The sequence below is a fragment of the Pseudomonas sp. K8 genome (assembly GCF_014889455.1).
In the GTDB taxonomy this organism is placed as follows: Bacteria; Pseudomonadota; Gammaproteobacteria; order Pseudomonadales; family Pseudomonadaceae; genus Aquipseudomonas; species Aquipseudomonas veronii.
In genome coordinates this window covers 106,256-130,893 of the sequence record NZ_VJWO01000005.1, presented here as the reverse complement: position 1 = coordinate 130,893, position 24,638 = coordinate 106,256, and the positions used below count along the sequence as shown (strand labels likewise).

Genomic DNA, 24,638 nt, shown 5'->3' with positions numbered 1-24,638 from the left:
AATCACATTCATGAGGCGTGCTTCTGTCGGCCGGCCCAGGGCGCCAGCATAAAGCTGAAGGCCAGGCCCAGGCTGACCGACAGGCCGAAATTACTCACCGCGGGTGTACTCGACAGCGCCAGCAGGCCGAACGACAACCAGGTCGTCAGTGCCGCCAGCAGTGTTCCTAATAAGCTGACCGCAGGCCCGCCGATCTGTTCACGCATCAGGATCGCGTAGTCGACGCTGATGGCGGTGACCAGCAGCAGGCCGAACAGGCTGAACAGCGTCAGCGGCTGGCCCAGCCAACCGAGGCTGGCCAGGCTGCACAGCGCGGCCAGCAACGGCAGGGCGACGATGCGCAGCGCGCCGCCAAAGCCGAAGGGCACGATCAACAACAGCACGATCAGCCCGCACGACATCAACTTCAATTCAGCCGCGCTGATCTGCGTGGCGGCGAACACCCGGTTCAACTCCCCCAGGCGATCCACCAGTTGCACCCCCGGCAAATCCACGGCCTGCACCTGCAGCAGCGCCGGGTCGCTCAAGCCTTGCAGGCTGATCATGGCTGCCACACCGCCGTCGACCGGGCCCAGCCACAGCGTGCGCCAGGGTTCGGCCAGTGGCCCGAGCAGCGCAGCGTCGATGTCTTGGGTAGGCAGCGCTTGCAGTTGAGCGACTTCGGCTTGCAGCGCGCCGACGGGCACGCCGAGGTCCAGCAGCGGTTGCCAGTGCGCGGGAAGTGCATTCAGCGCCTCGCGCAGCTGTTGTTGCTCGGCGGGCAGGTTGACCAGCTGGTTCAGCGCCAGATAACCCTGGAGTTTGTCCATATTCACCAGCTGTTCCAGGCGCTGGCCCAGGGCGGCCTGGCGTTCCAGCAACTGCTGCTGATTGTCGGCGCGCACCAGGAAGAACTGGCTGGTGGGTTGGAACCCGGTGATCCGCGCCACGGCCTGGGCTTCCTGCAGCAATTGCGGCGGGGCGCCGATCCACTGGCGCAGATCGTTTTTACTGTTCAACTGCCACAAGCCGCCGGCGCAAAACAGCAGCACCCACACCAGCAGCACCGCGCTCGGCACGCGCTTGATCAACCCGGAACGCATCAGCCACAGGCGCTCGGCGATGCGCAACGGCCATTGCGCCGGGCGCAGGTCGACACCCTGGAGCAGCGCTGGCAACAGGCACACGGCCGACAGGTACGCACCGACCAGGCCGGCAGCGGAGAATACGGCGATCTGGGTCAGCGCCGGGAACGGAGTCCAGGCCAGCGCCAGGTAACCGATACAACTGGTCGCCAGGCTCAGGCTCAGGCCCGGCAGGGTCAGGCGCAACGCCGGCCAACTGCGCCATGGCTGCAGGCTCCAGCTTTTCGACAAATAGTGCAGCGGGTAGTCCACTGCCACGCCGATCAGGCTGGAGCCGAGCACCAGCGTCAGCACATGCATATGCCCGAACAGCGCCACACAGGCCACCGCGCCGAACAGCATGCCCACCAGCACCGGCACGAAGGCCAGCAGCACGCGCCAGCGGCGGAACGCCAGGAGCAACAGCAGCAGAATGCCGAGGGTGGCGCCGCCGCCGACCCAGGTGATTTCGCGGCTGGCTTGCTGTTGCCCGCTGGCAGCGTAGAGCAAACCGCTGGCCGCGAGCAGTTGCGCGCCGTGCTCGGTGGCCTGGGCGCGGCTGGCCTGGAGCAGGTCCGCGACCTGCAGCGGCAGTTTCATATCGAAGGCATTGCCGGTGGTGCGCGCACGCAACAGCACCCAGCTCTTGCCGTCGGCATCGGCAATCAATGCGCCGCTGCCGATATCCAATTGCACCGCGCCGCTCTGCGGCTGGCTGTTCTGAATGCGTCCGGTCAGGCCCAGCCAGTCGTCCTGGCTCGGCACCAGGCTGAACCCGGTGAACGGGTCGAACAATGCTTGCACGCGCTGCTGGATGAAGGCGTCGGGGTGGTCGATCAGTTGCTCGCGGTCCTTGGCCGCGAGCATCGACAAACGCCCGCGCAACAATTGCGCGCGCAGTGCCGGCAGGTCGGCTTGCAGGTTCCATTGGACCTTTTCAAACAGGCCGCTGGCTTGCCAGCGCGCGCCCAGTTGCTCGGCCACGTTGACCGCTTGCTGGCGGTCGGCGTGCCCCACGAGGACCAGGATTTCGCGGTTCAACGGTTCCTGCATGCGCTGTTCGGCTTGCAGTTCGAGGGCGTCCGGCGTGTTGCCCGGCACCAGTTCCATCAGGTTGGCCGACAACGGCGCGCCATGGCGCCATTGCCAGCCGGCCAGGGCCAGCACGGCCACCAGCAGGGTCAGGAACAGGCGCGGCAATAAACGCTCACTGGGCAAAGTCGTGTTGCTCCGCATCGCTCAGGGGAAGGTCGGCGCTGCTGTCCTGCATGCGCAGCACGGTGCTGTCGCCCTGGGTTTCCAGCAGTTCGATGCTGTGGACCAGCGTGCCGCCGTCGATATTGATCTGCTTGAACACTTGCTTGAGCAGCAGCGAGCGCGGGGTCAGCGTCAACTGCCACTGCTCGGCTTCGCCCTGCAGTTGCAGGTCGAAGTCACGCTGCAAGCCGCTGCTGTCGCCCTGCAGCACGGCGAGGAACAGGCGGTTCTGCTCGGCCCCGGCGCTCTTGTTCGGCAGCGTCTGCCAGCCGTTGGCGTCACGCCGCGCAATGCCTTGGGTACTGATGCGGTAATCCTGTTGCAGCGGGGTTTTGAGCAGCCACAGCAGGCCGTGGTCTTTGGCCAGGACGAAGGTGCCTTTGCTGACCAAGGGCTGCGGCAGGGCGCGCAGGTGTTTTTCCTGGATGAAGCTGCCGTGGATCACGCTGGGTTTGGCCAACTGATCGCTCAGTTGCTGTAAGTCGAACCCATGGGCCGCCGCCGAAAAACCAAACAACGCGAACACTGTAGGAGCGAGCTTGCTCGCGAAAAACCTGAGGGCGCCACGGGGTGTCAGGTGGCCAGCGTTATCGTTGACGATCTTCGCGAGCAAGCTCGCTCCTACAGGGGTCAGCATTTCAGGGCCCTTTCGATCGCGTCGATGAAGACGGTAGGGGACGCCAGTTGCATCTCGCGGCTGGCGATTTGTACCGCTACTTGTACCGTGCTGGCGCGGGTCAAACGCTCGCCGCTGGTACGGTCGGTGATCAGGTAATTGACCTTCAAACGGTTCTCCCACTCCACCAGGCTGGCGCGCACGTTGAGCGTCTGGCCGAAGGTGGCGCCGCGCACATAGCGCAGTTGCATGTCGATCACCGGCCAGGCGTAGCCCGACTCGAGCATCGCTGTGTAGTTATGGCCGATCTTGTCGAGCAGGGCGCAGCGGGCGATTTCCAGGTACTTCACGTAGTGCCCGTGCCAGACCACGTTCATGGTGTCGATGTCGAAAAACGGCACGAGGATTTCAGTGTCGCAATGCAGTACGCCCGGGCTACGCATGCAGCCTCCAGTGTTGCTCGGCGATGCGTTGCAGGCACAGGCGCAGCTCGCCTTCGAGGGCGCGGTCTTCGATCACCGGCGGGAAGTCCTTGGCCAGTTCGCTGTGCATCGCCGCCAACGCCGGCGGCAACGGGCGCGCGTCGGCGGCCTGGGCGCGCAGCCACACGCCCTGGTTGGCGGCGAGCAGGGTGGCGGCGGCGACCTGTTCGGTCAGCTCCAGCACACGGATCGCATCGCGGGCGGCGATGGTGCCCATGCTCACTTTGTCCTGGTTGTGGCACTCGGTGGAGCGTGAAAACACGCTGGCCGGCATGGTGTTCTTCAGCGCTTCGGCGGTCCAGGCGCTGGTGCCGATCTGCACTGCCTTGAAGCCGTGGTTGATCATCGCGCGGTCGGCCGGGGCGCCGGACAGGTTGCTCGGCAGGCCGTGGTTGTAACGCACGTCCACCAGCAGGGCGAGCTGGCGGTCGAGCAGGTCGGCGACGTTGGCCACCAGGGTCTTGAGGCTGTCCATGGCGAAGGCGATGTGCCCGCCGTAGAAGTGCCCGCCGTGCAGCACGCGCTCTGCTTCGGCGTCGATGATCGGGTTGTCGTTGGCGCTGTTGAGTTCGATCTCGATGAACGAGCGCAGCCAGTTCAGGCTGTCGGCCAGCACGCCGAGAACATGGGGCGCGCAACGCAGCGAGTAGCGGTCCTGCAAACGGTGCAGCGGCGCAGTCGGCGCATCGATGGCGAGGTCCTGGCGCAACCACGCGGCGACTTGCATCTGCCCAGGGTGCGGCTTGGCGGCGAACAGGCGCTCGTCGAAGTGTTCCGGGTTGCCTTGCAGTGCCACCACGTTCAGCGCGGTGATGCGCGTGGCCAATCGCAGCAGGTAATCGGCGCGGGCGAAGGCCAGGCAGGCGAGGCCGGTCATCACGGCGGTGCCGTTCATCAGTGCGAGGGCTTCCTTGGGCCGCAGGACCAGCGGCTCCCAGCCCAGTTCGCGGTGGACGTCGATGGCCTGGCGGCGTTCGCCGCGGAACAGCACGTCGCGTTCGCCGGAGAGCGTCGCGGCCACGTAGGACAGCGGCGTCAGGTCGCCGCTGGCGCCCACCGAGCCTTCTTCCGGGATCAGCGGCAGCACGTCGTGTTCGAGGAACGCGTGCAGGCGTTCGAGCAGTTCCACGCGCACCCCGGACACGCCGTGGCACAGCGACTGCAAACGCGCCGCGAGCACGGCGCGGGTGGCTTGCGCGTCGAGCAACTTGCCCAGGCCGCAACCGTGGAAGGTGTACAGGTGTCGCGGCAGGGCTTCGACGTGCTGTAACGGCACCGCCACCACGCACGAGTCGCCATAGCCGGTGGTCACGCCGTAGATCACGCCTTCCTTGTCCAGCAGCGAGTCGAGGAACTGCGCGCCCTTGGCGATGCGCTGGCGATACGCGGCATCATCCTGCAAGTGCGTGGGCGCCTGACGATTGGCCAGGGCCAATACGTCTTCAATGCGCAAAGCGCGTTCGCCAAACGTTACTGGCTCAAGATGCGTCGTCATCGGTCTTCCAGAAAGGGTAAAAGTTGAACCATTGTTGGGGCGCTTCCAGGCAGAACTGGCCCAGGCGTGCGGCGTAGCGTGCGGTCCACAGGGCGATGACCTGCTCGCGGGTGCTGCGTTTCCATTCGATCAGTTGGGCAAACGGTTCGATGCTCAGGCGATAGCGGCCCTGGTACTTGAGGCACATCAGCAGGTTGACCGGGCATTTCAGCAGCCCGGCCAGCAGCCACGGGCCCTGGGGGAAGGCGGCGTCGTGGCCGAGGAAGTCCACGCGCACCGTGCGCCCGCCGTGCAGTGGCACGCGGTCGCCGGCAATCGCCAGCCATTCACCGTCGTCCAGGCGCTGGCTGAGCAGCAGCATGGTGGCCGGGTCCAGCTCGCTGACCTGGATCAGGCGCAAATGGGTCGCGCCGGCTTCGCCCAGCAGGCGGTTGAAGCGTTCGGCGTGCTTGGTGTGGACCAGCACGTTCATGGTGACTTTTTCGCCGATCTCCGCGAGCGCGCGGCACACTTCGAGGTTGCCCAGGTGCGCGCCCACCAGCATCTGCCCGCGCTCGCCGCGCAGTTGGCCGCGCAATTGCGCCGGGTCGTGGATTTCGATCTGCTCGATGCGCAGCTTGCCGTTCCACACGTCGAGCTTGTCCAGCAGCGCATCGGCAAATGCCATGAACTGGCCGAAGACTTTGCGCCGGGTCGGGCGCAGCTCATCGCGGCCGCTCCATTGCGCCAGACGCTGCTGGTATTGCCAGGTGCTCTGGCGCGCGGTGCGGCCGAACAGGAAGAAGTACAGCACGATGCCGTACAGCAGCGGGCTCAACAGCCGGCGCCCGAGCAGCCTGGCGGCGACTGCGGTGAGTTTCATCAGCCAGAAACTGCCACGCTCTTCGCGGTCGGCCCAGTGTTTGCTGCTGTCGCTCATGCCTGCCACCGTCGCCACAGAATCATCGGTGCGCGCACCAACATGCCGAAGAACAGCCGGGTGTGCATGGCCGAGATACGCACGTTGTCGCGGAACAGGCGGAAGTGCGACAGGCCGTCGGCGGGGTAATGCACCTTCGTCGGCAGCCAGCGCATCGGCTGGTTGCGCCAGGCCAGGCGCACCAGGATGTCCGAGTCGAAATCCATGTGGGTGCCGATGTAGGCCGAGTCCATCAGCGCCAGGGTCGGCACCAGCGGGTACACGCGAAAGCCGCACATCGAATCGCGAATCTGCAGCGACAGGGTGTTGATCCACACCCACACGTGGGTCAGGTAGCGTGCGTACAGGCGGCCCTTGGGCACGCTATCGTCGTATTCGGGGTAGCCGCAGATCACCGCCGTGGGGTGTCGGCGCGAGGTGTCGATGAAGCTCTCGACTTCGCGCAGGTCATGTTGGCCGTCGGCGTCCACTTGCAGGGCATGGGTGAAGCCCAGGCGCGCCGCTTCGCGAAAGCCGGCCATCACCGCGCTGCCCTTGCCTTGGTTGTTCGGCAGGGTGAGCAGGCTGACGTTGTCGAGGGTCGCCAATTGCGCCAGCACCGCCGCGCACGCCGGGCTGCTGCCATCGTCCACCAACAGGCATGGCAGGCCGCTGTCGAGCAGGCTGTGGACCACGGCCGGCACGGCGGTTTCATGGTTGTAGACCGGGATCAGGGCGCAGGGGTTATGCATGCGCAGGCTCCAGTTGAATCCGGCCACTGGAGCAGGCCGCGACGCCGTTGCGGTAGGCGAAATACAGCTTGCTGCGTTGCGGGTCGAAGCGCAGGTGCAGTTCGACGTGGTCGCCGGGGCGCACCAGTTGCTGGAACTTGAGCACTTCCATGCCGGCAAAGGTCGCCGGCAGGTCGAGCAGTTGCTGGCCGAGGTTGAACGCCCACTCGACCTGCACCACGCCCGGCAGCACCGGCGTCACCGGGAAGTGGCCGCTGAAGTAGGCCAGGTCCGGCGGGATGCTCAGTTGCAAGGTCCATTCGCCATCGGCTTCGACTTGCTCCAGCACCTCCGGGGCTTTCGGCCGGGGCGCCAGCAGCAGCGCTTCGATCTCGGCCTGGGGCAGCTTGCCTTGGCTGTTCAGCGGCAACTGTCGCAGTAAACGCCAGCGACGCGGCAGGGCCAGGGCTTCGCAGTGCTGGCTCAAGTGTTGGCGCAGGGTTTGCGTGACGGTGCGCCGGCCCTGGTTGCGCAGGGCATGCAGGCCGTCGGTGCTCAGCACCACGAGGGCGCCGAGGCTGGCGCGGTTTTCCTGGACCACGCCCAGGCGCGTTTCGGCGACCCAGGGGTGCGCCATCAGGGCCTGTTCGAGCATGGGCAGGGAGATACGTTTTTCTTCCAGTTTGACGATGCGATCCAGGCGCCCGAGCAGCTCGAAGCGGCCGTCGGCATGCAGGCGGGCGGCGTCGGCGGTCTGTTCGATATGCCCGGCGGGCAGGTACGGCGAGGCAATGCGCAGGGCACCGTCGGCGTCCTGGCTCAGTTCTACCCCGGCGAACGGCTGCCACGGCTGCGCGCCTTGGCGCCAGGCAATGCCGCCGGTTTCCGAGCTGCCGAGGATTTCCGTCGGCCATTGTTGCAAGCGTTCGTACAGGCTGGCGGCCGCGTCGAGGGGCAAGGCGCCGCCGGAGGAGAACACCCGCGACACTCGGCTCAGGGCCGGCCAGTCGAGGTTGTCGCCCATCCGCTTGAGCAGCGCCGGGCTGGCGACCCAGGCGAACCGTGGGTGCTCGCGGCTGGCGCGCTGCAAATCCTCCGGGAAGGCCAGCTGGCGGCGCACGAAGCTGCGGCCGGCGCACAACGGCCACAGCACGCGGAACAACAAGCCGTAGATGTGTTGGGTGGCGACGCTGCCGATGATGCAGGCGTCGTTGAGGTCCGCGCCCCACAGCGTTTCCAGGGCCTGCACCTCGTTGGCCAGTTGGCGCAGGGTCTTGTCGATGCGCTTGGGTTCGCCGCTGGAGCCGGAGGTACACAGGCTCAATTGGCACGCATCCAGGTCGAGGGCGGCCGGGCTCAACGGCGCCTGATACAACGCGTCCAGGTCCGCGGCGTCGGTCAGCCAGGTGTCGACGGCGTCGGCCCAGCGTTGGCGAGTCTGCGGTTGCAGGTCGGCGGGCAGCAACACGCCGACCCCGGCGCGCCAGGCCCCCAGCAGGGCGATCGCCAGCAGGCCGGCGTCTTCCAGATGCACCGCCACGCGCTGGATACCGCGCGCGTGCAGGCCTGCCGCCAGGCGCAGAGATTGCTCCCACAGCTGGGCGTGATTCATCGCAGGCTCGGTGGTGACCAAGCGCTGTTCCAACGGCTCAAGCAGCAGGTGCTCAAGTTTCAACCCATTCATACGCGGCCTCGAACCCTTTGTCGTACCAGCCATTCCACGGCAAACAACAGCCCCATCAGCCCGTAGGCGATCAGGCCGTTGTACAACGTCCACCAGCTCAGCGGCGCCCACAGGGTGAGGGCGGCGGCCAGCAGGCCATTACACAGAAAAAACACGCTCCACACCACGGTGACCTGGCGCGTATACACAATGGCTTTCGGCGGCAGTTGCGGGTCGGTCATGCGTGCCAGGCGCTCGACCATCGGCGGGCCGTATTTCAGGCTCAGGCCGAACAGCGCCAACATGAACGCGCTGACCAGGCTCGGGTACCAGCGCAGCAGGTGCGGGTTGTCGAACCAGGCCAGGGCCAAGCAGAACAGGATGATCGCCACCGCCATCCAGCGGCTGCCGGGGCGCCGCGCACCCGTGAGCGCGCGCAGCAACCACAGGCTGCCGAGCAGCAGGCCGAATTGCCACGGTGCAAAGTGCTCGGTGCCGTAATACACCGCGAAAGGGTACAGCAACCCCGCCAGCAACAGGCCAAGGCCGATCAGCCGGCTCATGCGGCCGGTTGGACCAGACGGTACACCGCCTCAACCACGTCGTTCACGGTACGCACAGCCTTGAACTCTTCGGCGGCGATTTTTTTGCCGGTCTGGCGTTTGATGTGATCGATCAGGTCCACGGCGTCGATGCTGTCGATTTCCAGGTCCTGGTACAGGTTGGCTTCGAGGGTGATGCGTCCAGGTTCCAGTTCAAACAGTTCCACCAAGGCAGCGCGCAGGGTGTTGAAAATATCGTCACGAGTTTGCATGGTACGGTCTCAAGCTGCCTGTCTGGCCGTGACGAACGCCGCAAGGCTGGCCACGTTGGTGAAGTGATTGCGGGTGTCCTTGGCGTCGGCATCGATCTTGATGCCGTACTTTTTCTGGATCGCCAGGCCCAGTTCCAGGGCGTCGACTGAGTCCAGGCCGAGGCCTTCGCCGAACAGGGTTTGGTCGCTGTTGATGTCGTCGACGCTGATGTCTTCCAGGCCCAGGGCCTCGATGATCAGCGTCTTTATGTCGTGCTCAAGGCTGTTTGAGTTGCTCATCTTCGGCGAGCTCCTTAATAAAATAGTGATGCAGGTAATCGTTGAGCTTGCGTGAGGCCTGGGGCGCGGGGCCGAGTGCGGCGAACGCTTGTGGTTCTATATCGGCACCCACCCGTAAACTGAAGTGAAAGCGGCGTTTGGGAATGCGATACCAGGGTTCGGCCTTGGTCAGGGTGGTGGGGCTGACCTTGATTACCACGGGGGTGATGATTGTCGCACCACGCAACGCAATCGCGGCGCCGCCGCGATGAAAGGCAGGCGCCGCGCCGGGTGTGGTGCGGGTGCCTTCTGGAAAGATGATCAGGGTCTGACCTTCGCGCAGCGCATCGGCGGCGGCGTCGAGCATGTCCGCGCTGCCGTCATTGCTGATGTAGCCGGCATCGCGCACCGGCCCACGGGTGAACGGGTTTTGAAACAGGCTCTGCTTGACCACGCAGTTGGTCTGGCGCATCAGGCCGATCAGGAACACCACGTCGATCAGTGACGGGTGGTTGGCGACGATCATCTGGCCGGGGCGCCCGAGTTTGTCGGCGCCGTCGACGCTGAACGTGAGAATGCCCAGGCGCTGCATCCACCGAATGAACAACCAGAACAGGCGACTGATGGTATGCCGCGCGCGCCGTTGGTGCTGCTTGGCAGTCCCCGGCAGGCAATTGAGCAACGGAAACACCAGTAAGCGCAGGCACAACCCGCCGACGCCAAACAGCGCGAAGCTGGCGGCGGTGGCGAACAGGCGCCAGTAGTAGGCGTCCCGTGGCTTGTCGTTCAGGGCTTGCGTTGCCAGTTCCATACGCGGTTCTTCCAGGCGTGTTGGCAGGCGCCCTGTTCGGTCAACAGGGTGCGTAGCAGGTTCAGGGCGTGAGGCCACTGGGTGTGAGTGTGTTGGACCGTGCCGGTGCGCAGTTCCAGTTGCCACTCGTCGCCCGGCGTCAGTAACAGGCCGAGGGCGTAGGGGAAGGGCACGTCGTGGATCCAGTTGGCGTAGGCCTCGGGGGGCTGTTCCTCGCTGATCACCAGCAATACCGCCGGGGCGCCTTCGTTGAGCAGGGCCGCTGCTTCGAGCATGCCGTGTTCCAGGCCATCGCCGGCGGCGGCGAGGGCGGTCATTTCGCTGGTTTCATTGCGCAGGATCGACCACAGGCCAATCACCGCGTTATGCACCGACAGGCTGAACTGGGTCGGCGACAACGGCTGGTCGTTGGCCAGGTCGCTGAGGATGTCGAGGGTGCGCGGGGTTTCGCCGTGGCGGGAAACGAACACCAGCGGCAGGTCTTGCAGGCCCTCGGCCAGCGGCCAGCCCACGCTGAAAGCCATGCGCGCCAGACGGCTCAGGCGGCGGCGCTGCATGGCCGGTAAAAACGAGACGTCGGGGGAGGCTTCGCTGGCGGGTAGCAACACTGGCGCCTGGCACCAGGCGCGCCAGTCGTCCGCACTTTCGAGGCCCGGAGCCCAGGCGCGCCATTGGCTGATATTGAAATTGATCACTGAGAAGATATCCCGCCCCTGCGGGCTTCCATGCGCGGCCACTGGCCCCGAATACCGGGACAGGGAGCAGCAGCCGAGTGGCGCGCATTATCCCGGTGCTGTGGGGTTCTAGCAAACTTTGGTAAATATTTGTTCACGGCCGATTACAATTTGCTGGGGAAGATTTACAGATTGTCCTTCACTGAGAACCGAGCTGGATTGTCGGACTGTTCCTTTTCATTTGTACGTTAGATGCTAGCCCGGACCATTAATGCAGCAGTGCATGGATGAACGAGGTAGCTAACCGGCGCTTTTGCCCTCTACACTCGGGCATTCATTGGTACACGGAGGTTTTTCCATGCGGCGCGTGGTGTTCAATCAAAAAGGCGGGGTTGGCAAGTCCAGCATCGCCTGCAACCTGGCGGCGGTCAGCGCCAGTGAAGGTTATCGAACCCTGTTGGTGGACCTCGATGCACAAGCCAACTCTACTCAGTACCTCACCGGGCTGACCGGCGACGATATACCGATGGGTATTGCCGAGTTCTTCAAGCAAACCCTGTCTTCCGGGCCGTTCGCCAAGAAAAACCGGGTGGATATCTACGAAACGCCCTTCGACAACCTGCACGTGATCACCGCCACCGCTGAGCTGGCGGACTTGCAGCCCAAGCTCGAAGCCAAGCACAAGATCAACAAGCTGCGAAAGCTGCTGGATGAACTGAGCGAAGACTACGACCGGATTTACCTGGATACCCCGCCAGCGTTGAATTTTTATGCGGTTTCGGCGCTGATTGCTGCTGATCGTGTGTTGATCCCCTTCGATTGCGACAGTTTCTCGCGCCAGGCGCTGTATGGCCTGCTGGCGGAAATCGAAGAATTGAAGGAAGACCACAACGAAGGCCTGGAAGTCGAAGGCATCGTGGTCAACCAGTTCCAGGCGCGGGCGAGCTTGCCGCAGCAGATGCTCGATGAGTTGATTGCCGAAGGCTTGCCGGTGCTGCCGGTGTACCTGGCGAGTTCGGTACGCATGCGTGAGTCGCACCAGCAGAACAAGCCGCTGATCCACCTGGACCCACGGCACAAGCTGACGCAGCAGTTTGTGGAGTTGCATAACCTGCTGGAAAACGCCTGACCTAAAGCACCACACAAAACCGATGTGGGAAGGGACTTGCTCCCGATGGCGGTGGGTCAGGCGCAACATAAGCTGATTGATACACCGTCATCGGGAGCGAGCTCCCTCCCACACTAGACCCCTTGGCTGCGCAACCAACTCATCAACTGCGGCAACGGAAACGCCCCACTCTGACGCGCCACTTCGCGGCCGTTCTTGAACAGAATCAAACTGGGAATCGAGCGAATCCCCAACTGTGCCGACAACTGCTGATTGGCCTCGCTGTCGAGCTTGGCCAGCCGGCACTTGCCTTCCAGCTGCGCGGCGGCCTGTTCGAAGATGGGCGCGAACGACTTGCACGGCCCGCACCAATCGGCCCACACATCCACCAGCAACGGCAGGTCGCCCTTGATCTGGCTGGTGTAGTCGCCCTGTTTCAGTTCAAAAGGTTTGTTCAGCAGCACCGGCTGCTTGCAGCGCCCGCACTTCGGCGCATCGCCCAGGCGTTCGCCGGGGATGCGATTGAGGCCGTTGCAGTGCGGGCAGGGAATGACGAGAGGGTTGGACATGGTGGCGCTCCTTTGAGACTGGCCAATAGATCCTATTTGGAGTCAGGTCTGGGGTTTATCAAGGCGTGGGAGCGGTGACTCATCCGCTCACAGTTTCTGCCATGTCGATGTGAAGCCGCTTATCTAGGCTGTTGGAGCGCGTTCTGTTTCCCGCCATCTGTCTGTTTGCGGTTATAGCAAATTGCGATAGTTTGAGTTCGGGTTTAACCTTCATAGCAAGATGCGATAAGGATGTTGCATGCGAGTGATTAGTGAGAAAAGGATCTGGGAAGCAAAGGAAAAGTGGCCGCGCTCAGCGAGTGCTTTGGATGAGTGGTACCGACGGATAAAGCGCAATAGCCCAGGAGATTTCGCGTCAATGAAAGGCATTTTTCCTGCGACGGATAAAGTCGGGCAGTTCCATGTGTTCGACATCGGTGGCAATAAACTGAGGTTAATTGCTTTCGTGCGGTACCCAGCACAACGAATTTACATCAAGCATCTGCTCGATCACCGCGAATACGAACAAGACAAGTGGAAGGAGACAATCAGATGAGCGCACTCATTCAGCTCGCCGCTGAACATTGGCAATTTGTTTCACCATTACTGCGCAAGCCAAAAAACGAGGCGGATTACGATGCACTGGTTGCTGCCCTCGACGAGTTGCTGGATTTGGTCGGGGAGGACGAATCAAATCCGCTTATGAGTTTGGTGGATATTCTCAGTGACTGGATCGAAGCCTACGATCACGAGCATCGTCCGATGCCCATCGTCAGTGGTGTTGACGTGTTGCGCGCGATGATGCGCGAACACGGCTTGAATCAAAGTGATCTGCCAGGCTTAGGCACACAGTCAGTCGTTTCCGAGATTCTGAGCGGTAAGCGTAAGCTCAATCTGCGACAGATTAAATGGTTGGCCGAACGCTTTGGGGTTTCCGTGGAGACGTTCATCTAGTCGACTCTACGAAGAACAACTGATCTCCAAATGCTTGCCCCAATCCGGCGGCCGCTGCGCGTACTGCTCCATCCCGGCCTGCTCCTCGAAGGGTTTGCGCAACACCTCATGCAGCCGCCGCACTTCGCTGTAATCCCCCGACTCGGCGGCGCTGATGGCGTTCTGTGCGAGGTAGTTGCGCAGGATGTACAGCGGGTTGACCGCATGCATCCGTGCTCGGCGCTGTTCTTCGCTGTACTCGCCATCGCGCGCCACGCGGGCCTTGTACGCGTCTGCCCAGGCATCGAAGCCGTTCCTGTCGACAAACTCGTCACGCAACCGCGCCACTGCGAGCGCCGCCGGTTCATCGCCCAGGCGGCGGAAGAACAGCGTGTAGTCCACGCCGCTGTTCTGCATCAATTGCAGCAGGCGCTCCAGCAGTTTCTGGTCATCGTCTTCGGCGCTGGTCAGCCCCAGCCGGCGGCGCATCAGGTCCAGGTAGTGCGCCTGGTACAGCGGCAGGTACAGGCCGAGGGTTTCCTTCAAAGCGTCGACGCTGATAAACGGTGTGAGCGCCTGCGCCAGCGCGCTGAGGTTCCACTGCCCGATCGGCACTTGATTGCTGAAGGAGTAGCGCCCTTCATGATCGGAATGGTTGCAGACGAAGTGCGCGTCAAAATCGTCGAGAAACGCAAACGGCCCGAAATCGAAGGTGATGCCGAGGATCGACATGTTATCGGTGTTCATCACCCCGTGGCAGAAGCCATAGGCCTGCCATTTGGCGATCAGTTCGGCGTTGCGTTCGACGACTTCGCGGAACATTGCCAGGTACGGTTCGGGCTGTTCCCGGCACTCGGGGAAGTGCAGCTTCAACACGTGTTCGGCCAGTGCCGCCTGCTGCTCGGGCTTCTGGGTGTAGTAGAAGTATTCGAAATGGCCGAAGCGGACATGGCTACGGGCCAGGCGCAACACCATCGCCCCGCGTTCCTGCTTCTCGCGCCAAACCGGCGTGCTTGAGCCGATCACACACAGCGCCCGGCTGCTAGGGATGTTCAATGCATGCAGGGCTTCTGATGCCAGAAACTCCCGAATCGAAGAGCGCAGCACGGCGCGGCCATCGCCCATCCGCGAGTACGGCGTCTGCCCGGCGCCCTTGAGGTGCAAGTCCCAGTGTTCGCCGGCGCGGTTATATACCTCGCCGAGCAGCAAGCCACGGCCATCGCCCAACTGCGGGTTGTAGGAGCCGAACTGATGCCCGGAATACACCATCGCCCGCGGTTCGGCTTCGGCCCACAGCTTGTGGCCGCCGAACAGTTCGGCGAACACCGGCGTTTCGGCCACGGCCGGGTCGAGGTCGAGCAGGGCCATGGCGGCGTCGCTCGCCACGACCAGGCGCGGTTCGTCGAGGGGCTCGGGCAGGACGTGGGTTGAGAACGCGTCGCCCAGGCGTGCGAAGCGATTGTCGAAGGTCAGTTCGTCGAGGGCTTTCACCGGCCATCTCCAGCAGAATGTCCGAGCATTCTGCTGGGGATAGGCGTTTTAGTCGAGCTTGGAGGGCGGCGGCTCGGGGGCGTCCACCCCTTTGCCCGGCGGCGGTTCCGGTGCGTCGTGCGTCTCGGCCGGGTTGGCGATGGTGCGTTTTTCGTCTTCTACCGGCACCAGCTTGTACTCCTGGCCGTGCAGGTTCTTCAGGTAAACCTCCATCTGCCGGAACGAGATGTTGATGTGGTTGTTCTTGAACTCGCGGTTGATAAAACGGTTCACCTCGTCGATCACCGGGTTGCGGTCACCGAGGTCGCGCACGTGCATGCGCAGTTCGTGGTCGAGGGTGCTTTCGCCGAAGTTGAGGAAGTACACGTGGGGTTCGGGTTCTTTCAGCACCCGCGGGTTTTCGCGCGCGGCCTGGAGCAACAGGGCTTTCACCAGGTCGAGGTCGGAGCCGTAGTCCACGCCGAGCTTGAGGGTGACCCGGGTGATGGTGTCGGTCAGCGACCAGTTGATCAGTTGCCCGGTGATAAACGTCTTGTTCGGGACAATGATGTCCTTGCGGTCGAAGTCGGTGATGGTGGTGGCGCGGATGCGGATCTTGCTCACCGTGCCCGACAGGTTGCCGATGGTGATGGTGTCGCCGATCCGCACCGGGCGCTCGAACAGGATCATGATGCCGGAGATAAAGTTGGCGAAGATCTCCTGCATACCGAAGCCCAGGCCCACCGACAGCGCCGCCACCAGCCATTGCAACTTGTCCCAGCTCACGCCGAGGGTCGATAGGGTCGCCACAAACCCCACGCCGGCAATCACGTAGGACAGCAACGTGGTGGTGGCGTAGGCGCTGCCCTGAGCCAGGTCCAGCTTGGACAGCACCAGCACTTCCAGCAAGCCGGGCAGGTTGCGCGCCAGGGCGAAGGTGATGCCGATGATGATCAGCGCGCCGAGCATGTCGCCGATGCTGATCGGCACCATGCTGATATTGGCCCCGGTGCCGCTGGTGTATTCGTAGAGGGTGACGTTGTCGAGGTAGGAGAACACCGAGATCAGGTCCGACCACACCCAGTACAGCGCCGCGATGAAGCCGCCGAGCAGGGCCAGGCGGATCAGGCGCATGGATTGTTCGTTGACCTGTTCGATGTCCAGGGTCGGCTCTTCGATCACCGCTTCGCCTTCGCCGGCTTCCTTGGCGGCCTGGCGTTTTGCCAATGCCCGCGAATAGGCCAGGCGCCGGGCGGCGACGCCCAGGCCGCGGGCGAATGTGGCTTCGATCACCAGCCAGAACATCAACAGGTACAGGGTGTTGATCAACCGGTCGCTGAGCTTCAGCGCGGTGTAGTAATAGCCGAAGCACACGGCGATAAACAGTGCGATGGGCAGCGCGGTAAACAACAGGCCCGCGGTTTTGCGGAACAGTGAGGCTTTCTCGTGGGTTGTGCTGTGCAACAGCAGGCGACCCAGCAGCCAGGCCATCAGCGCATAGCAGGTCAGCACCACGCCGATGCCCAGCACGTCGTCGGCCAGGGCTGCCGGCTGGTGCTCGGCAATGGCCACCACGGCCACCAGCGCCAGCACCACCAGCCCGAGCTTGCGTACCCAACCTTGCAGGAATGCGACCTGCGGTCGTTCCCAGCGGAAGTGCAATTCGGCGACGCCGCCTGGCGCGAGGATTCGGTAGGCGGTGTAGAACACCAACCACGCCTGGGCGATCTGCAACAGCGCGGCACCCAGGTTGGCGTTTTGCCCGCGGGCGTCGATCTGCAACGCATAACCGCATAACGCCAGGCCCAAGGCCACGGGCATGGCCAGCAGGATATTCACCAGGATCGCCTGGGGCGTGTGCCATTGGCTGTCACGCTTGAAGTGGCCGATGTCCATGTGAACCTTTTTCAGCCGCGCGTACAAGGCATTGCGCCGCCACAACAGTGCGCCGATCAACAGCAGCAACGGCAAGAACAGCAGCGGGCGCTGGGTCAGGCCGTCGTACAGTTCGCTGACGCTGGAGGCCCAGGGCAGGGAGGTGACTTGCTTGCTCAGGTGGTCCGGGACGGTTTCCAGCCACTCGGTGTCCAGCGGCTTGTTGCTGGGAATCCAGAACATCTGCTCATCGAGGGTCGCACGCAGGGTGGTGGCGGTGCTCAGCAGTTGTTTCTGGTTCAGTTGCAGGGTGATCGATTCATTGAGCAGCGCGCTCAGCTCGCGGCTCAGGCGCTCGAGCAGGTCGCTGCGGGTGATCGCCAGTTCCAGCAGAGTGCGCCGCAATTGCGGGGTGACCTCATCCGGCGGCTGGTTGGCCAGCAGGTTATCCACATAGGTGCTGGGCGAGCTGATCAGTTCGCGCTGCTGGTTGACCTCGAACTGGTACAGGCGAATGTTGGCGATGTCGTCGGCGAGGTTGCGGTCGACCGTGAGGCGCGGCAAGGCCTGTTTCTGTTTGTACAGAATCTTCGACAGCAGCAGGCTGCCCTTGAGCACGTTGATCTGCTCGTCCAGCGCCGAGTCGCTCTGGGTCACGGTGTCCAGTTGCTGCTTGGTCTGCAGGTTCTTCTGGGTCAGGTCGTTGAGGCGGTCGGTGCTTTTGAGCAGGTAGTCGGACAGCTTCAGGTTGGCTGCGCTTTCCGTGGCCAACAGGCTGCTGCTGCCGGCTTTCTGCGCTTCGATGGACTGTTGGGTCACCGTCTGCTGGGACTGGGCCAGGCGTTTCTGGTTGATCAGGGTTTGCAGGTCCTGGATCTCTTGTTCCAGGCGCGCGGTTTTTTCCACCACTAGGTCATGCTGGCTGTTGCCCAGGTCTTGCAGTTGGCTGTTGCCGGCCAGTTCCTGGCGGCGCAGTGGGATCAGTGCATTCAGCGACGCCAGTTCGGCGTTCAACTGGTTGCGCTGGTCTGCGCTGAGGGTTTTGCCATTGTCCTTGCCGGCCTTGAGGGTCGCGTTGATCTGCTGGATGCGCGTCTGGCTGCTGCTGATTTCGGTCTGCGCGCGTTCGGGGCGGGTCTGGGCGGCGATGGTCAGGCTGTTGGCGTCGGCCAGGTCTTTTTGCAGGTCGCCTTGCTGGGTGGTGCGCTGCACCAGCAGTTGTTCCAGTTGCGGCACCGGCAACGTGGCGTAGCGCTGGGCCACCGGGACGACTTTGGTGGCCTTGAGCCGGGTCAGTTCGCGCTGGTTTTCGCTGGTCTGGCGTGGGGCGTCTTGCAACTGGCGCTTGAGATCGGCCAGGCGCTGCTCGTAATCCTGCTTGTTGCCCAGGTGGGTCAGCGTCTGCTGCAGGATCGCCTGCAGCGCCTTCATGTCGGCGTCGGGCAGCTTGCGGTCGGGCAGCTTGTCCAGGGTTTGCTGGATAGCGTCGGCGCTGGGCGGGTCGGCGGCGTATACGCTGCCGACACAAAGGGTCAGGCCCAGCAGGGCAGTGGCGAGAAAAGTGCGCAGGGTTGGCATAGAGACCGGTCGAGCAAGGTGAAGAATCGGGGCAGTATTGCCCCGCAGTTTAGAGGAAGAGTCCGGGGCCCGGGCGACTTCCTTCGGGGAATCTGACGCCGACTTTGCCAATCTTGTTCCCGTCCATGACTGCGACGGTCCAGATCGTGTTGTTCCACTCCACCTGGTCGCCGACCACCGGCGCGCCGCCGACTTTCTGGGTGATGAAGTGGCTCAATGGCATGTCCGGGTCGATGCCTTCGAGCTGCAGGCCGTACAGCGCCGAGACCGCGCCCAGCTGGGCGTCGCCTTCGAGGACGAAGTCGCCGAAGAAGCGCAAATCCAAACCGCGTTGCGGCGCCTGGCTGAACAGTTTGCCCAGGGCCGGCAGGTTGTGTTCGTGACCGATCACGCAGAGCAGATCGTCGGCTTCCAGCACCGTACTACCCGACGGATGGAGCAGTTGCTGGCCACGGAACAGCGCCGCGATACGCGTGCCTTCGGGCATTTTCAGCTCGCGCAGGGCTGCGCCGATGCACCATTTTTCCGCTCCCAGGCGGTAGACGAACAGTTCCCACTCACTGGTGACGTGAACTTCCAGGGCTGCGCGGGAAATCGGTGCCGGCTCCGGTGGCACGGTCACTTTCAGCAGCTTGGCCACCCACGGCAGGCTGGTGCCTTGCACCAGCAGCGAGACCAGCACGATAAAGAACGCCAGGTTGAAGTACAGCTGTGCATGGGGCAGGCCGGCCATCAGCGGGAACACCGCAAGAATGATCGGCACCGCGCCGCGCAGGCCGACCCAGGCGATAAAGGCTTTTTCGCGGCCGTGGAACGCCTTGAACGGCAGCAGGCCGACCATCACCGACAGCGGCCGCGCAAACAGGATCATCCACAGCGCCAGGCCCAGGGCGGGCAGCGCAATCGGCAGCAGGTCGTGGGGCGTGACCAGCAGGCCGAGCACCAGGAACATGCCGATCTGGGCGAGCCAGGCCATGCCGTCGAGCATATGCAAAATGCCATGACGGCTGCGCACCGGGCGGTTGCCGATCACCAGCCCGCACAGGTACACGGCGAGGAAGCCGCTGCCGTGCAGGGCGTTGGTCAGGGCGAAGACGAACAGGCCGCCGGCGATCACCAGGATCGGGTACAGGCCGTTGGCCAGGTTGATGCGGTTGACCATCTGCAGCATCAGCCAGCCGCCGCCGAGGCCGATAAGGCCGCCGATGCCGAACTCGCGCACCAGGTGCAACAGCAGGTTCCAGTGCAGGCCGGTCTGGCCGCTGGCGAGCATGTCGATCAGGGTGACGGTGAGGAACACCGCCATCGGGTCGTTGCTGCCGGATTCGATTTCCAGGCTGGCGGAGACCCGTTCGTTGAGCCCTTTGCCGCCGAGCAGCGAGAACACCGCGGCGGCGTCGGTGGAGCCGACAATCGCGCCGATCAGCAAGCCTTGAATGATGTTGAGGTCAAACAGCCAGGCCGCGGCCATGCCAGTGAGGCCGGTGGTAATCAACACCCCCACCGTGGCCAGCGACAACGCCGGCCAGAGTGCCACGCGAAAACTCGCCACCCGGGTGCGCAAGCCGCCGTCGAGCAGGATCACGGCCAGGGCGAGGTTACCCACCAGGTAGGCGGTCGGGTAGTTATCGAAGATGATGCCGCCGCCGTCGACGCCGGCGACCATGCCCACGGCCAGGATGATCACCAGGATCGGAATGCCCAGGCGGGACGAAAGAGAGCTCACCAGAATGCTCGCACTCACCAGCAACGCGCCGATCAAGAACAGGCTGTTGATGGTGGTCGCATTCAAAGGCAGTACTCCATGGGCAAAATAAGACGGACGCATTCTGACCATGCAGTCTGCGTGCCAGCGATTCTAACCTGTTGAATTGCCGCGCTGTCAAAAAGGTTTTAGCGACGGGCGCCGATCTAAATGTGGGAGGGGGCTTGCCCCCGATTGCGGTGGGTCAGCTGTAGATAAGCTAGCTGACAAATCGCAATCGGGGGCAAGTCGAATCGTCGCACCGCCCCTCCCACATTCTTAGAGGCGAAACCGCCCGACCATCCCGTTCAAGTCCACCGCCAGGCGCGACAACTCGCTGCTCGCGGCACTGGTCTGGCCGGCGCCGGTTGCCGATTGCACCGACAGATCACGAATGTTCACCAGGTTGCGGTCCACTTCCCGTGCCACCTGCGCTTGTTCCTCCGCCGCGCTGGCGATCACCAGGTTGCGTTCATTGATCTCGACAATCGCCGTGTTGATCGTATCCAGCGACATCCCCGCGCCTTTGGCGATGTTCAGCGTCGATTCCGCGCGCTCGGTGCTGTTGCGCATCGAATCCACGGCATGCTCGGTGCCGGCCTGGATACTGCCGATCATCCGTTCGATCTCGCTGGTCGACTGCTGGGTGCGATGGGCCAGCGCACGCACTTCGTCGGCCACTACGGCAAAGCCACGGCCGGCTTCCCCGGCACGCGCCGCTTCAATCGCCGCGTTCAGGGCCAGCAGGTTGGTCTGGTCGGCGAGGCCGCGAATCACGTCGAGCACCTTGCCGATGTCGCGCGACTCATTGGCCAGGTCGCCGATCAGCGTCGCGGTGGCTTGCACGTCGCCGCTCATGCGCTCGATGGCGCTGACGGTTTCCTGCACCAGGTCGCGGCCGTCACCGGCGGAGGTGGTGGCGTTGCGCGAGGCCTCGGAGGTGCTCACCGCATTGCGCGCGACTTCCTCGACGGCGCTGGTCATCTCGTTGACCGCGGTGGCGGCCTGTTCGATTTCGTTGTTTTGTTGGGTCAGGCCACGGGCGCTTTCGTCGGTCACGGCGTTGAGCTCTTCGGCGGCAGAAGCCAACTGAGTGGCCGAGCCGGCGATGCGTTGCAGGGTGTCGCGCAGCTTGTCCTGCATCTTGGCCATGGCGGCCAGCAGGCGGCCGGCTTCGTCGTCGCCATCGACCTTGATCGGGCGTGTCAGGTTGCCTTCGGCGATTTCTTCAGCCGCGTCCAGGGCCTGGGCGATCGGCAGGGTGATGCTGCGGGTCAGCAGCCAGGCGAACAACAGGGTCAGCGTCGTGGCGATGACCAGCAGCCCAACCACCAGGTCGAAGGCCAGGTTGTATTGGTCTTTGGCCTGCTGATTGGTGGCCAGGGCCATCTTGTTATTGATGTCCGCCAGGCGCGCCAGCACGGCGTTGATCTGCTCGGCGTTGCTCAGCAACTCGCTGTTGAGCAACTCGCGCAGCTCGTCGACCTGATTGGCCCGCGACATGCTCTTCATGCGCTCTTCGATCTGATGGTACTGGGCTAGCAGGCGCACGTATTCGTCGTAGGCCGCGCGTTCTTCGCTGCTGTCGATGAGTTTTTCGTAGATGCCCTGGGCGGTCCGAATCTGCTGGTTGCGCTGTTCGATGGTTTCCAGGGTTTTTTGCTGCGCGTCCGGCCTGCGGTTGGTCAGCAAGCGGTATGACAGCACCCGCAGGCGCAATGTCAGCTGGGTGAACTCATCGAGGGCGCGAATACTCGGGACGCTGGACAGCGTGATGTCTTCTGCCGCCGCGCGGATTTTGCTCATTTGGTTCAGGGCGAACACACCGAGAAACAACATGAGTGCGCCAATCATCGCGAAGCCTAGGAACGCGCGCGGCGCGATATTCATATTACGAAGAGACATGCGGGAGTCCTGGGGAGAAGCGCGATCCATGCGGCGATGAGACAGGGTGAGTATTACCTATCGGCAGTACGACTAAAGTCTATAGTGGCGTGTGTTTTTATCGCATCGGACGAGGGGCCGGGCCGATTCAGGAACCAGATGGGGGAAATGCAGTCACTAAGGCTCGAAAGTGCGGCCCGGCCCTTAACAATCGGGCTGCGCGCCGGGGATAACCCTGGCATCCGAGGTGAATTTTCTTTATCGTCACCGCCCTTTTAAAAAGCCCAGGAAATCAAAATGTTAGAAGCATCCCTCAGCCAACTGGAACAACTGGTCAGCGACCTGGTACAGCAGAATCAAGACCTGTTGGGCACCAATGAATCCCTCAAGGCGCAATTGGCCCGCGCCAAGGATGAGAATGACAGCCTGCAATTGAACCTGATGGAACAGGAAGAAAAGAACGGCGCCACCGCTGCGCGTATCCAGGCGTTGGTTGAGCGTGTGAGCGCAGGGCCTGTCAGCGCATGAACGAAGGGATAAAGGTCGTTTCGATTCTCGGAGAGGATTACTCGATCAAGGCTCCGGCCGGGGAAGATCAAACCCTGATGCACGCCGTGACCCTGCTCAAGGCCTCCCTGGCCACCACCAAGAAAAAGTACCCGACCCTGATCGGTGACAAGCTATTGGTACTGGCCGCGCTGAACCTGTGCGCCGAGCAGATCGAAATGCAACAGCGTCACCAGCAGGAACTCGACCGTTACCAAGAGCAAGTCAGCGCCACGGTCGAGGTGATTTCCAAGGCTATCGGACAGCCTTAGAACCACTCATCCTGCATGCCGAGGCACGTATCGTCCCGGGCCTCCAGTATTGCCAGTTCATGATGGCAGCCCGGTACTTCCCAGGTCAGGAAGTAGCGGGCCGCCTGGAGCTTGCCTTTATAGAACGCGGTGTCCGCCGCATTGCCCTTGGCCAGGCCTTCTTCGGCGCGAATCGCCTGTTCCAGCCAGCGCCAGCCAATCACCGTGTGCCCGAATACCTTCAGGTACAGCGCCGAATTCGCCAGGCTGCTGTTGACCTTGCCTTGGGCGAGATCCGTCAGCAGGCCGATCGTCACGCTTTGCAGGCGCGCCACCAACTGTTCCAGCGGTTCTCTCATGGCCTTCAGCGATGGATATTGCTGCGCCCGTGCGCCTGTTTCGGCGATCAACCGAATCAGTTGCTTCAGGCCCGCGCCGCCGTTCTGCGCGAGCTTGCGCCCCAGCAGGTCGAGGGACTGGATACCGTGGGTGCCTTCATGGATCGGGTTGAGGCGGTTGTCGCGGTAATACTGTTCCACCGGGGATTCGCGGGGGTAGCCGTGGCCGCCGAGGATCTGGATCGCCAGCTCGTTGGCCTTGAGGCAGAACTCCGAGGGCCAGGATTTGACGATTGGCGTCAGCAGGTCGAGCAGTTCGTGAGCGTGCTTGCGTTCGACGTCGGTTGCCAGGGTGGTGGTGTCGTCGAACAGGCGCGCGGCAAACAGGCCGAGGTCGAAGGCGCCTTCGACGTAGGCTTTCTGGGTCAGCAACATGCGCTTGATATCGGCGTGCTGGATGATCGACACCGGCGCGGTACTCGGGTCTTTGCTGTCCGGCAGGCGGCCTTGCGGGCGTTCGCGGGCGTATTCCAGGGAATACAGGTAGCCGGCGTAACCGAGCATCACCGCGCCCATGCCGACGCCGATGCGCGCTTCGTTCATCATCTGGAACATGCAGCTCAGGCCCTGATGCGGTTTGCCCACCAGATAGCCGACACAGTGCCCGTTATCGCCGAAATTCAGCGCCGTGGACGTGGTGCCGCGCCAACCCATCTTGTGAAACAGCCCGGCCAGCAACACATCGTTGCGCTCACCCAGGCTGCCATCGTCGTTGACCAGGAATTTGGGCACGATAAACAGCGAAATGCCCTTCACCCCGGCCGGCGCGTCCGGCAGCTTGGCCAGCACCATATGCACGATGTTTTCCGACAGCGGGTGGTCGCCGCCGGAGATAAAGATCTTGTTGCCCTTGAGCCGATAGCTGCCATCCGGTGCAGGCTCTGCGCGGGTACGAATGTCCGACAGCGACGAGCCGGCATGCGGCTCGGTCAGGGCCATGGTGCCGAAGAAGCGCCCCTCGATCATCGGCTGCAGGAAGCGTTGCTTCTGCTCCTCGGTGCCGAAACTTTCGATCAGGTTGGCGGCGCCCATGGTCAGGAACGGGTAGGACGTTGACGCCGCGTTGGCCGCCTGGAAGTGCGCGAAGCAGGCCTGGGACAGCAATGTCGGCAACTGCATGCCGCCGGCTTCGAAACTGCGCGCAGCATTGAGGAAACCGGCTTCGAGGAAGGCGTCCACGGCCGGTTTGACTTCCGGGATCAGGATGGCCTTGCCGTCTTCGTAGCGCGGTTCGTTTTCGTCGTTTTTGCGGTTATGCGGTGCGAAGTACTTTTCGGCAATGGTGCGGGCGGTACTGATGGCCGCGTCGAAGGTTTCGCGATTATGTTCGGCAAACCGCTCGCGCTGGGTCAGGCCCTCGGCATCGAGGACTTCGTACAGCTCGAAAGCCAGATTGCGGGAACTGAGGAGCGTCTCGGACATGGCGGCTTACCTGTGTGGGAAGGAGCCTGAGTCTAAGTGCGCGAATAGAGGCTGGATAGCAAGATTGATCTGGGTGATG

General features: G+C 63.1%; 22 protein-coding genes and 2 pseudogenes. 5 read left to right on the top strand and 19 right to left on the bottom strand.

The genetic code is table 11. The features are described from left to right. Positions 1-8: 8 nt before the first annotated feature. The 12 genes from INT12_RS05695 to INT12_RS05640 are packed head-to-tail and all read right to left on the bottom strand — an operon-like array spanning position 9 to position 10,823. A complete protein-coding gene (locus tag INT12_RS05695; protein ID WP_193039503.1) occupies positions 9-2,339 on the bottom strand; it encodes an MMPL family transporter in 2,331 nt (776 codons plus the stop codon). Next, a complete protein-coding gene (locus INT12_RS05690) occupies positions 2,311-2,997 on the bottom strand; it encodes an outer membrane lipoprotein carrier protein LolA (RefSeq protein WP_046490798.1) in 687 nt (228 codons plus the stop codon). Before INT12_RS05690 ends, INT12_RS05695 begins: the two co-directional genes overlap by 29 nt. Further along, entirely contained in the window at positions 2,991-3,419 is a 429-nt protein-coding gene (locus tag INT12_RS05685; protein WP_193039502.1) for an acyl-CoA thioesterase, read from the bottom strand. Before INT12_RS05685 ends, INT12_RS05690 begins: the two co-directional genes overlap by 7 nt. Further along, complete coding sequence (locus tag INT12_RS05680; RefSeq protein ID WP_102617204.1) at positions 3,412-4,953, bottom strand: HAL/PAL/TAL family ammonia-lyase; 1,542 nt, start codon at positions 4,951-4,953, stop codon at positions 3,412-3,414. Before INT12_RS05680 ends, INT12_RS05685 begins: the two co-directional genes overlap by 8 nt. Then, complete coding sequence (locus INT12_RS05675; RefSeq protein WP_193039501.1) at positions 4,937-5,872, bottom strand: glycosyl transferase; 936 nt, start codon at positions 5,870-5,872, stop codon at positions 4,937-4,939. Before INT12_RS05675 ends, INT12_RS05680 begins: the two co-directional genes overlap by 17 nt. Further along, entirely contained in the window at positions 5,869-6,603 is a 735-nt protein-coding gene (locus INT12_RS05670; RefSeq protein WP_046384953.1) for a glycosyltransferase family 2 protein, read from the bottom strand. The genes INT12_RS05675 and INT12_RS05670 overlap by 4 nt, the downstream gene beginning before the upstream one ends. Continuing rightward, a complete protein-coding gene (locus INT12_RS05665) occupies positions 6,596-8,266 on the bottom strand; it encodes an acyl-CoA synthetase family protein (RefSeq protein ID WP_193039500.1) in 1,671 nt (556 codons plus the stop codon). Before INT12_RS05665 ends, INT12_RS05670 begins: the two co-directional genes overlap by 8 nt. Next, entirely contained in the window at positions 8,263-8,808 is a 546-nt protein-coding gene (locus INT12_RS05660) for a membrane protein (RefSeq protein ID WP_017849834.1), read from the bottom strand. The genes INT12_RS05665 and INT12_RS05660 overlap by 4 nt, the downstream gene beginning before the upstream one ends. Further along, on the bottom strand, positions 8,805-9,059 hold the full coding sequence (locus tag INT12_RS05655; protein WP_169884399.1) for an acyl carrier protein: 255 nt from the start codon (positions 9,057-9,059) through the stop codon (positions 8,805-8,807). Before INT12_RS05655 ends, INT12_RS05660 begins: the two co-directional genes overlap by 4 nt. A gap of 9 nt (positions 9,060-9,068) precedes the next feature. Beyond that, positions 9,069-9,338: a phosphopantetheine-binding protein gene (locus INT12_RS05650; RefSeq protein WP_017849832.1), complete on the bottom strand. Its 270-nt coding sequence runs from the start codon at positions 9,336-9,338 to the stop codon at positions 9,069-9,071. Beyond that, positions 9,316-10,128 carry a lysophospholipid acyltransferase family protein gene (locus INT12_RS05645; protein ID WP_017849831.1) on the bottom strand — a complete coding sequence of 271 codons (813 nt, stop codon included), beginning with the start codon at positions 10,126-10,128 and terminating at the stop codon, positions 9,316-9,318. Before INT12_RS05645 ends, INT12_RS05650 begins: the two co-directional genes overlap by 23 nt. After that, positions 10,104-10,823, bottom strand: a complete 720-nt coding sequence (locus tag INT12_RS05640) for a beta-ketoacyl synthase chain length factor (protein WP_046384950.1) — start codon at positions 10,821-10,823, stop codon at positions 10,104-10,106. Before INT12_RS05640 ends, INT12_RS05645 begins: the two co-directional genes overlap by 25 nt. 337 nt (positions 10,824-11,160) lie before the next feature. Here INT12_RS05640 and INT12_RS05635 point away from each other — a divergent pair, with 337 nt between their 5' ends. Then, the gene (locus INT12_RS05635; RefSeq protein ID WP_017849829.1) at positions 11,161-11,931 is read left to right on the top strand and encodes a ParA family protein; all 771 of its coding nucleotides are present in this window, start codon (positions 11,161-11,163) and stop codon (positions 11,929-11,931) included. 113 nt (positions 11,932-12,044) lie between these two features. Here INT12_RS05635 and trxC read toward each other — a convergent pair whose 3' ends face one another. Next, positions 12,045-12,479, bottom strand: coding sequence for a thioredoxin TrxC (gene trxC, locus INT12_RS05630; protein WP_126585357.1), 435 nt, complete (start codon positions 12,477-12,479; stop codon positions 12,045-12,047). Positions 12,480-12,717: 238 nt separating this feature from the next. Between trxC and INT12_RS05625 the strand changes: the two genes are divergently transcribed. Beyond that, positions 12,718-13,014 (top strand): type II toxin-antitoxin system HigB family toxin, encoded by a 297-nt coding sequence (locus INT12_RS05625; protein ID WP_017849827.1) that lies wholly within the window; start codon positions 12,718-12,720, stop codon positions 13,012-13,014. Then, on the top strand, positions 13,011-13,412 hold the full coding sequence (locus INT12_RS05620; RefSeq protein ID WP_017849826.1) for a helix-turn-helix domain-containing protein: 402 nt from the start codon (positions 13,011-13,013) through the stop codon (positions 13,410-13,412). The genes INT12_RS05625 and INT12_RS05620 overlap by 4 nt, the downstream gene beginning before the upstream one ends. Before the next feature lie 6 nt (positions 13,413-13,418). On the opposite strand, the gene selO is transcribed toward INT12_RS05620, so the two are convergent. The 5 genes and pseudogenes from selO to INT12_RS31860 form a co-directional block, all read right to left on the bottom strand. Continuing rightward, positions 13,419-14,882, bottom strand: coding sequence for a protein adenylyltransferase SelO (gene selO, locus INT12_RS05615; RefSeq protein WP_193039499.1), 1,464 nt, complete (start codon positions 14,880-14,882; stop codon positions 13,419-13,421). Positions 14,883-14,930: 48 nt separating this feature from the next. Beyond that, entirely contained in the window at positions 14,931-18,314 is a 3,384-nt protein-coding gene (gene mscK / locus INT12_RS05610) for a mechanosensitive channel MscK (RefSeq protein ID WP_193058781.1), read from the bottom strand. A 49-nt stretch (positions 18,315-18,363) separates the two neighbouring features. After that, entirely contained in the window at positions 18,364-20,106 is a 1,743-nt protein-coding gene (locus INT12_RS05605; RefSeq protein ID WP_017849823.1) for a potassium/proton antiporter, read from the bottom strand. A 231-nt stretch (positions 20,107-20,337) separates the two neighbouring features. Continuing rightward, positions 20,338-20,937 (bottom strand): annotated as a pseudogene (locus tag INT12_RS31865) (methyl-accepting chemotaxis protein); the annotation flags it as partial. A 303-nt stretch (positions 20,938-21,240) separates the two neighbouring features. Continuing rightward, positions 21,241-21,897, bottom strand: a pseudogene (locus INT12_RS31860) (MCP four helix bundle domain-containing protein); the annotation flags it as partial. A 342-nt stretch (positions 21,898-22,239) separates the two neighbouring features. Here INT12_RS31860 and INT12_RS05595 point away from each other — a divergent pair. After that, positions 22,240-22,470 carry a hypothetical protein gene (locus INT12_RS05595; protein ID WP_017849821.1) on the top strand — a complete coding sequence of 77 codons (231 nt, stop codon included), beginning with the start codon at positions 22,240-22,242 and terminating at the stop codon, positions 22,468-22,470. Next, positions 22,467-22,760, top strand: coding sequence for a cell division protein ZapA (locus tag INT12_RS05590; RefSeq protein ID WP_017849820.1), 294 nt, complete (start codon positions 22,467-22,469; stop codon positions 22,758-22,760). Before INT12_RS05595 ends, INT12_RS05590 begins: the two co-directional genes overlap by 4 nt. On the opposite strand, the gene INT12_RS05585 is transcribed toward INT12_RS05590, so the two are convergent. Beyond that, a complete protein-coding gene (locus INT12_RS05585) occupies positions 22,757-24,559 on the bottom strand; it encodes an acyl-CoA dehydrogenase (protein WP_193058780.1) in 1,803 nt (600 codons plus the stop codon). The two genes, INT12_RS05590 and INT12_RS05585, sit on opposite strands and share 4 nt — an antisense overlap. Between the last annotated feature and the right edge of the window lie 79 nt (positions 24,560-24,638).

Coding starts and splice junctions, on each gene's coding strand:
- INT12_RS05685 (WP_193039502.1), bottom strand. CDS start 3,419: ATGCGTAGCCCGGGCGTACTGCATTGCGACACTGAAATCCTCGTGCCG.
- INT12_RS05675 (WP_193039501.1), bottom strand. CDS start 5,872: ATGAGCGACAGCAGCAAACACTGGGCCGACCGCGAAGAGCGTGGCAGT.
- trxC (WP_126585357.1), bottom strand. CDS start 12,479: ATGTCCAACCCTCTCGTCATTCCCTGCCCGCACTGCAACGGCCTCAAT.
- INT12_RS05645 (WP_017849831.1), bottom strand. CDS start 10,128: ATGGAACTGGCAACGCAAGCCCTGAACGACAAGCCACGGGACGCCTAC.
- INT12_RS05650 (WP_017849832.1), bottom strand. CDS start 9,338: ATGAGCAACTCAAACAGCCTTGAGCACGACATAAAGACGCTGATCATC.
- INT12_RS05695 (WP_193039503.1), bottom strand. CDS start 2,339: ATGCGGAGCAACACGACTTTGCCCAGTGAGCGTTTATTGCCGCGCCTG.
- INT12_RS05670 (WP_046384953.1), bottom strand. CDS start 6,603: ATGCATAACCCCTGCGCCCTGATCCCGGTCTACAACCATGAAACCGCC.
- INT12_RS05690 (WP_046490798.1), bottom strand. CDS start 2,997: ATGCTGACCCCTGTAGGAGCGAGCTTGCTCGCGAAGATCGTCAACGAT.
- INT12_RS05590 (WP_017849820.1), top strand. CDS start 22,467: ATGAACGAAGGGATAAAGGTCGTTTCGATTCTCGGAGAGGATTACTCG.
- INT12_RS05620 (WP_017849826.1), top strand. CDS start 13,011: ATGAGCGCACTCATTCAGCTCGCCGCTGAACATTGGCAATTTGTTTCA.
- INT12_RS05680 (WP_102617204.1), bottom strand. CDS start 4,953: ATGACGACGCATCTTGAGCCAGTAACGTTTGGCGAACGCGCTTTGCGC.
- INT12_RS05595 (WP_017849821.1), top strand. CDS start 22,240: ATGTTAGAAGCATCCCTCAGCCAACTGGAACAACTGGTCAGCGACCTG.
- INT12_RS05665 (WP_193039500.1), bottom strand. CDS start 8,266: ATGAATGGGTTGAAACTTGAGCACCTGCTGCTTGAGCCGTTGGAACAG.
- mscK (WP_193058781.1), bottom strand. CDS start 18,314: ATGCCAACCCTGCGCACTTTTCTCGCCACTGCCCTGCTGGGCCTGACC.
- INT12_RS05625 (WP_017849827.1), top strand. CDS start 12,718: ATGCGAGTGATTAGTGAGAAAAGGATCTGGGAAGCAAAGGAAAAGTGG.
- INT12_RS05635 (WP_017849829.1), top strand. CDS start 11,161: ATGCGGCGCGTGGTGTTCAATCAAAAAGGCGGGGTTGGCAAGTCCAGC.
- INT12_RS05655 (WP_169884399.1), bottom strand. CDS start 9,059: ATGCAAACTCGTGACGATATTTTCAACACCCTGCGCGCTGCCTTGGTG.
- INT12_RS05660 (WP_017849834.1), bottom strand. CDS start 8,808: ATGAGCCGGCTGATCGGCCTTGGCCTGTTGCTGGCGGGGTTGCTGTAC.
- INT12_RS05585 (WP_193058780.1), bottom strand. CDS start 24,559: ATGTCCGAGACGCTCCTCAGTTCCCGCAATCTGGCTTTCGAGCTGTAC.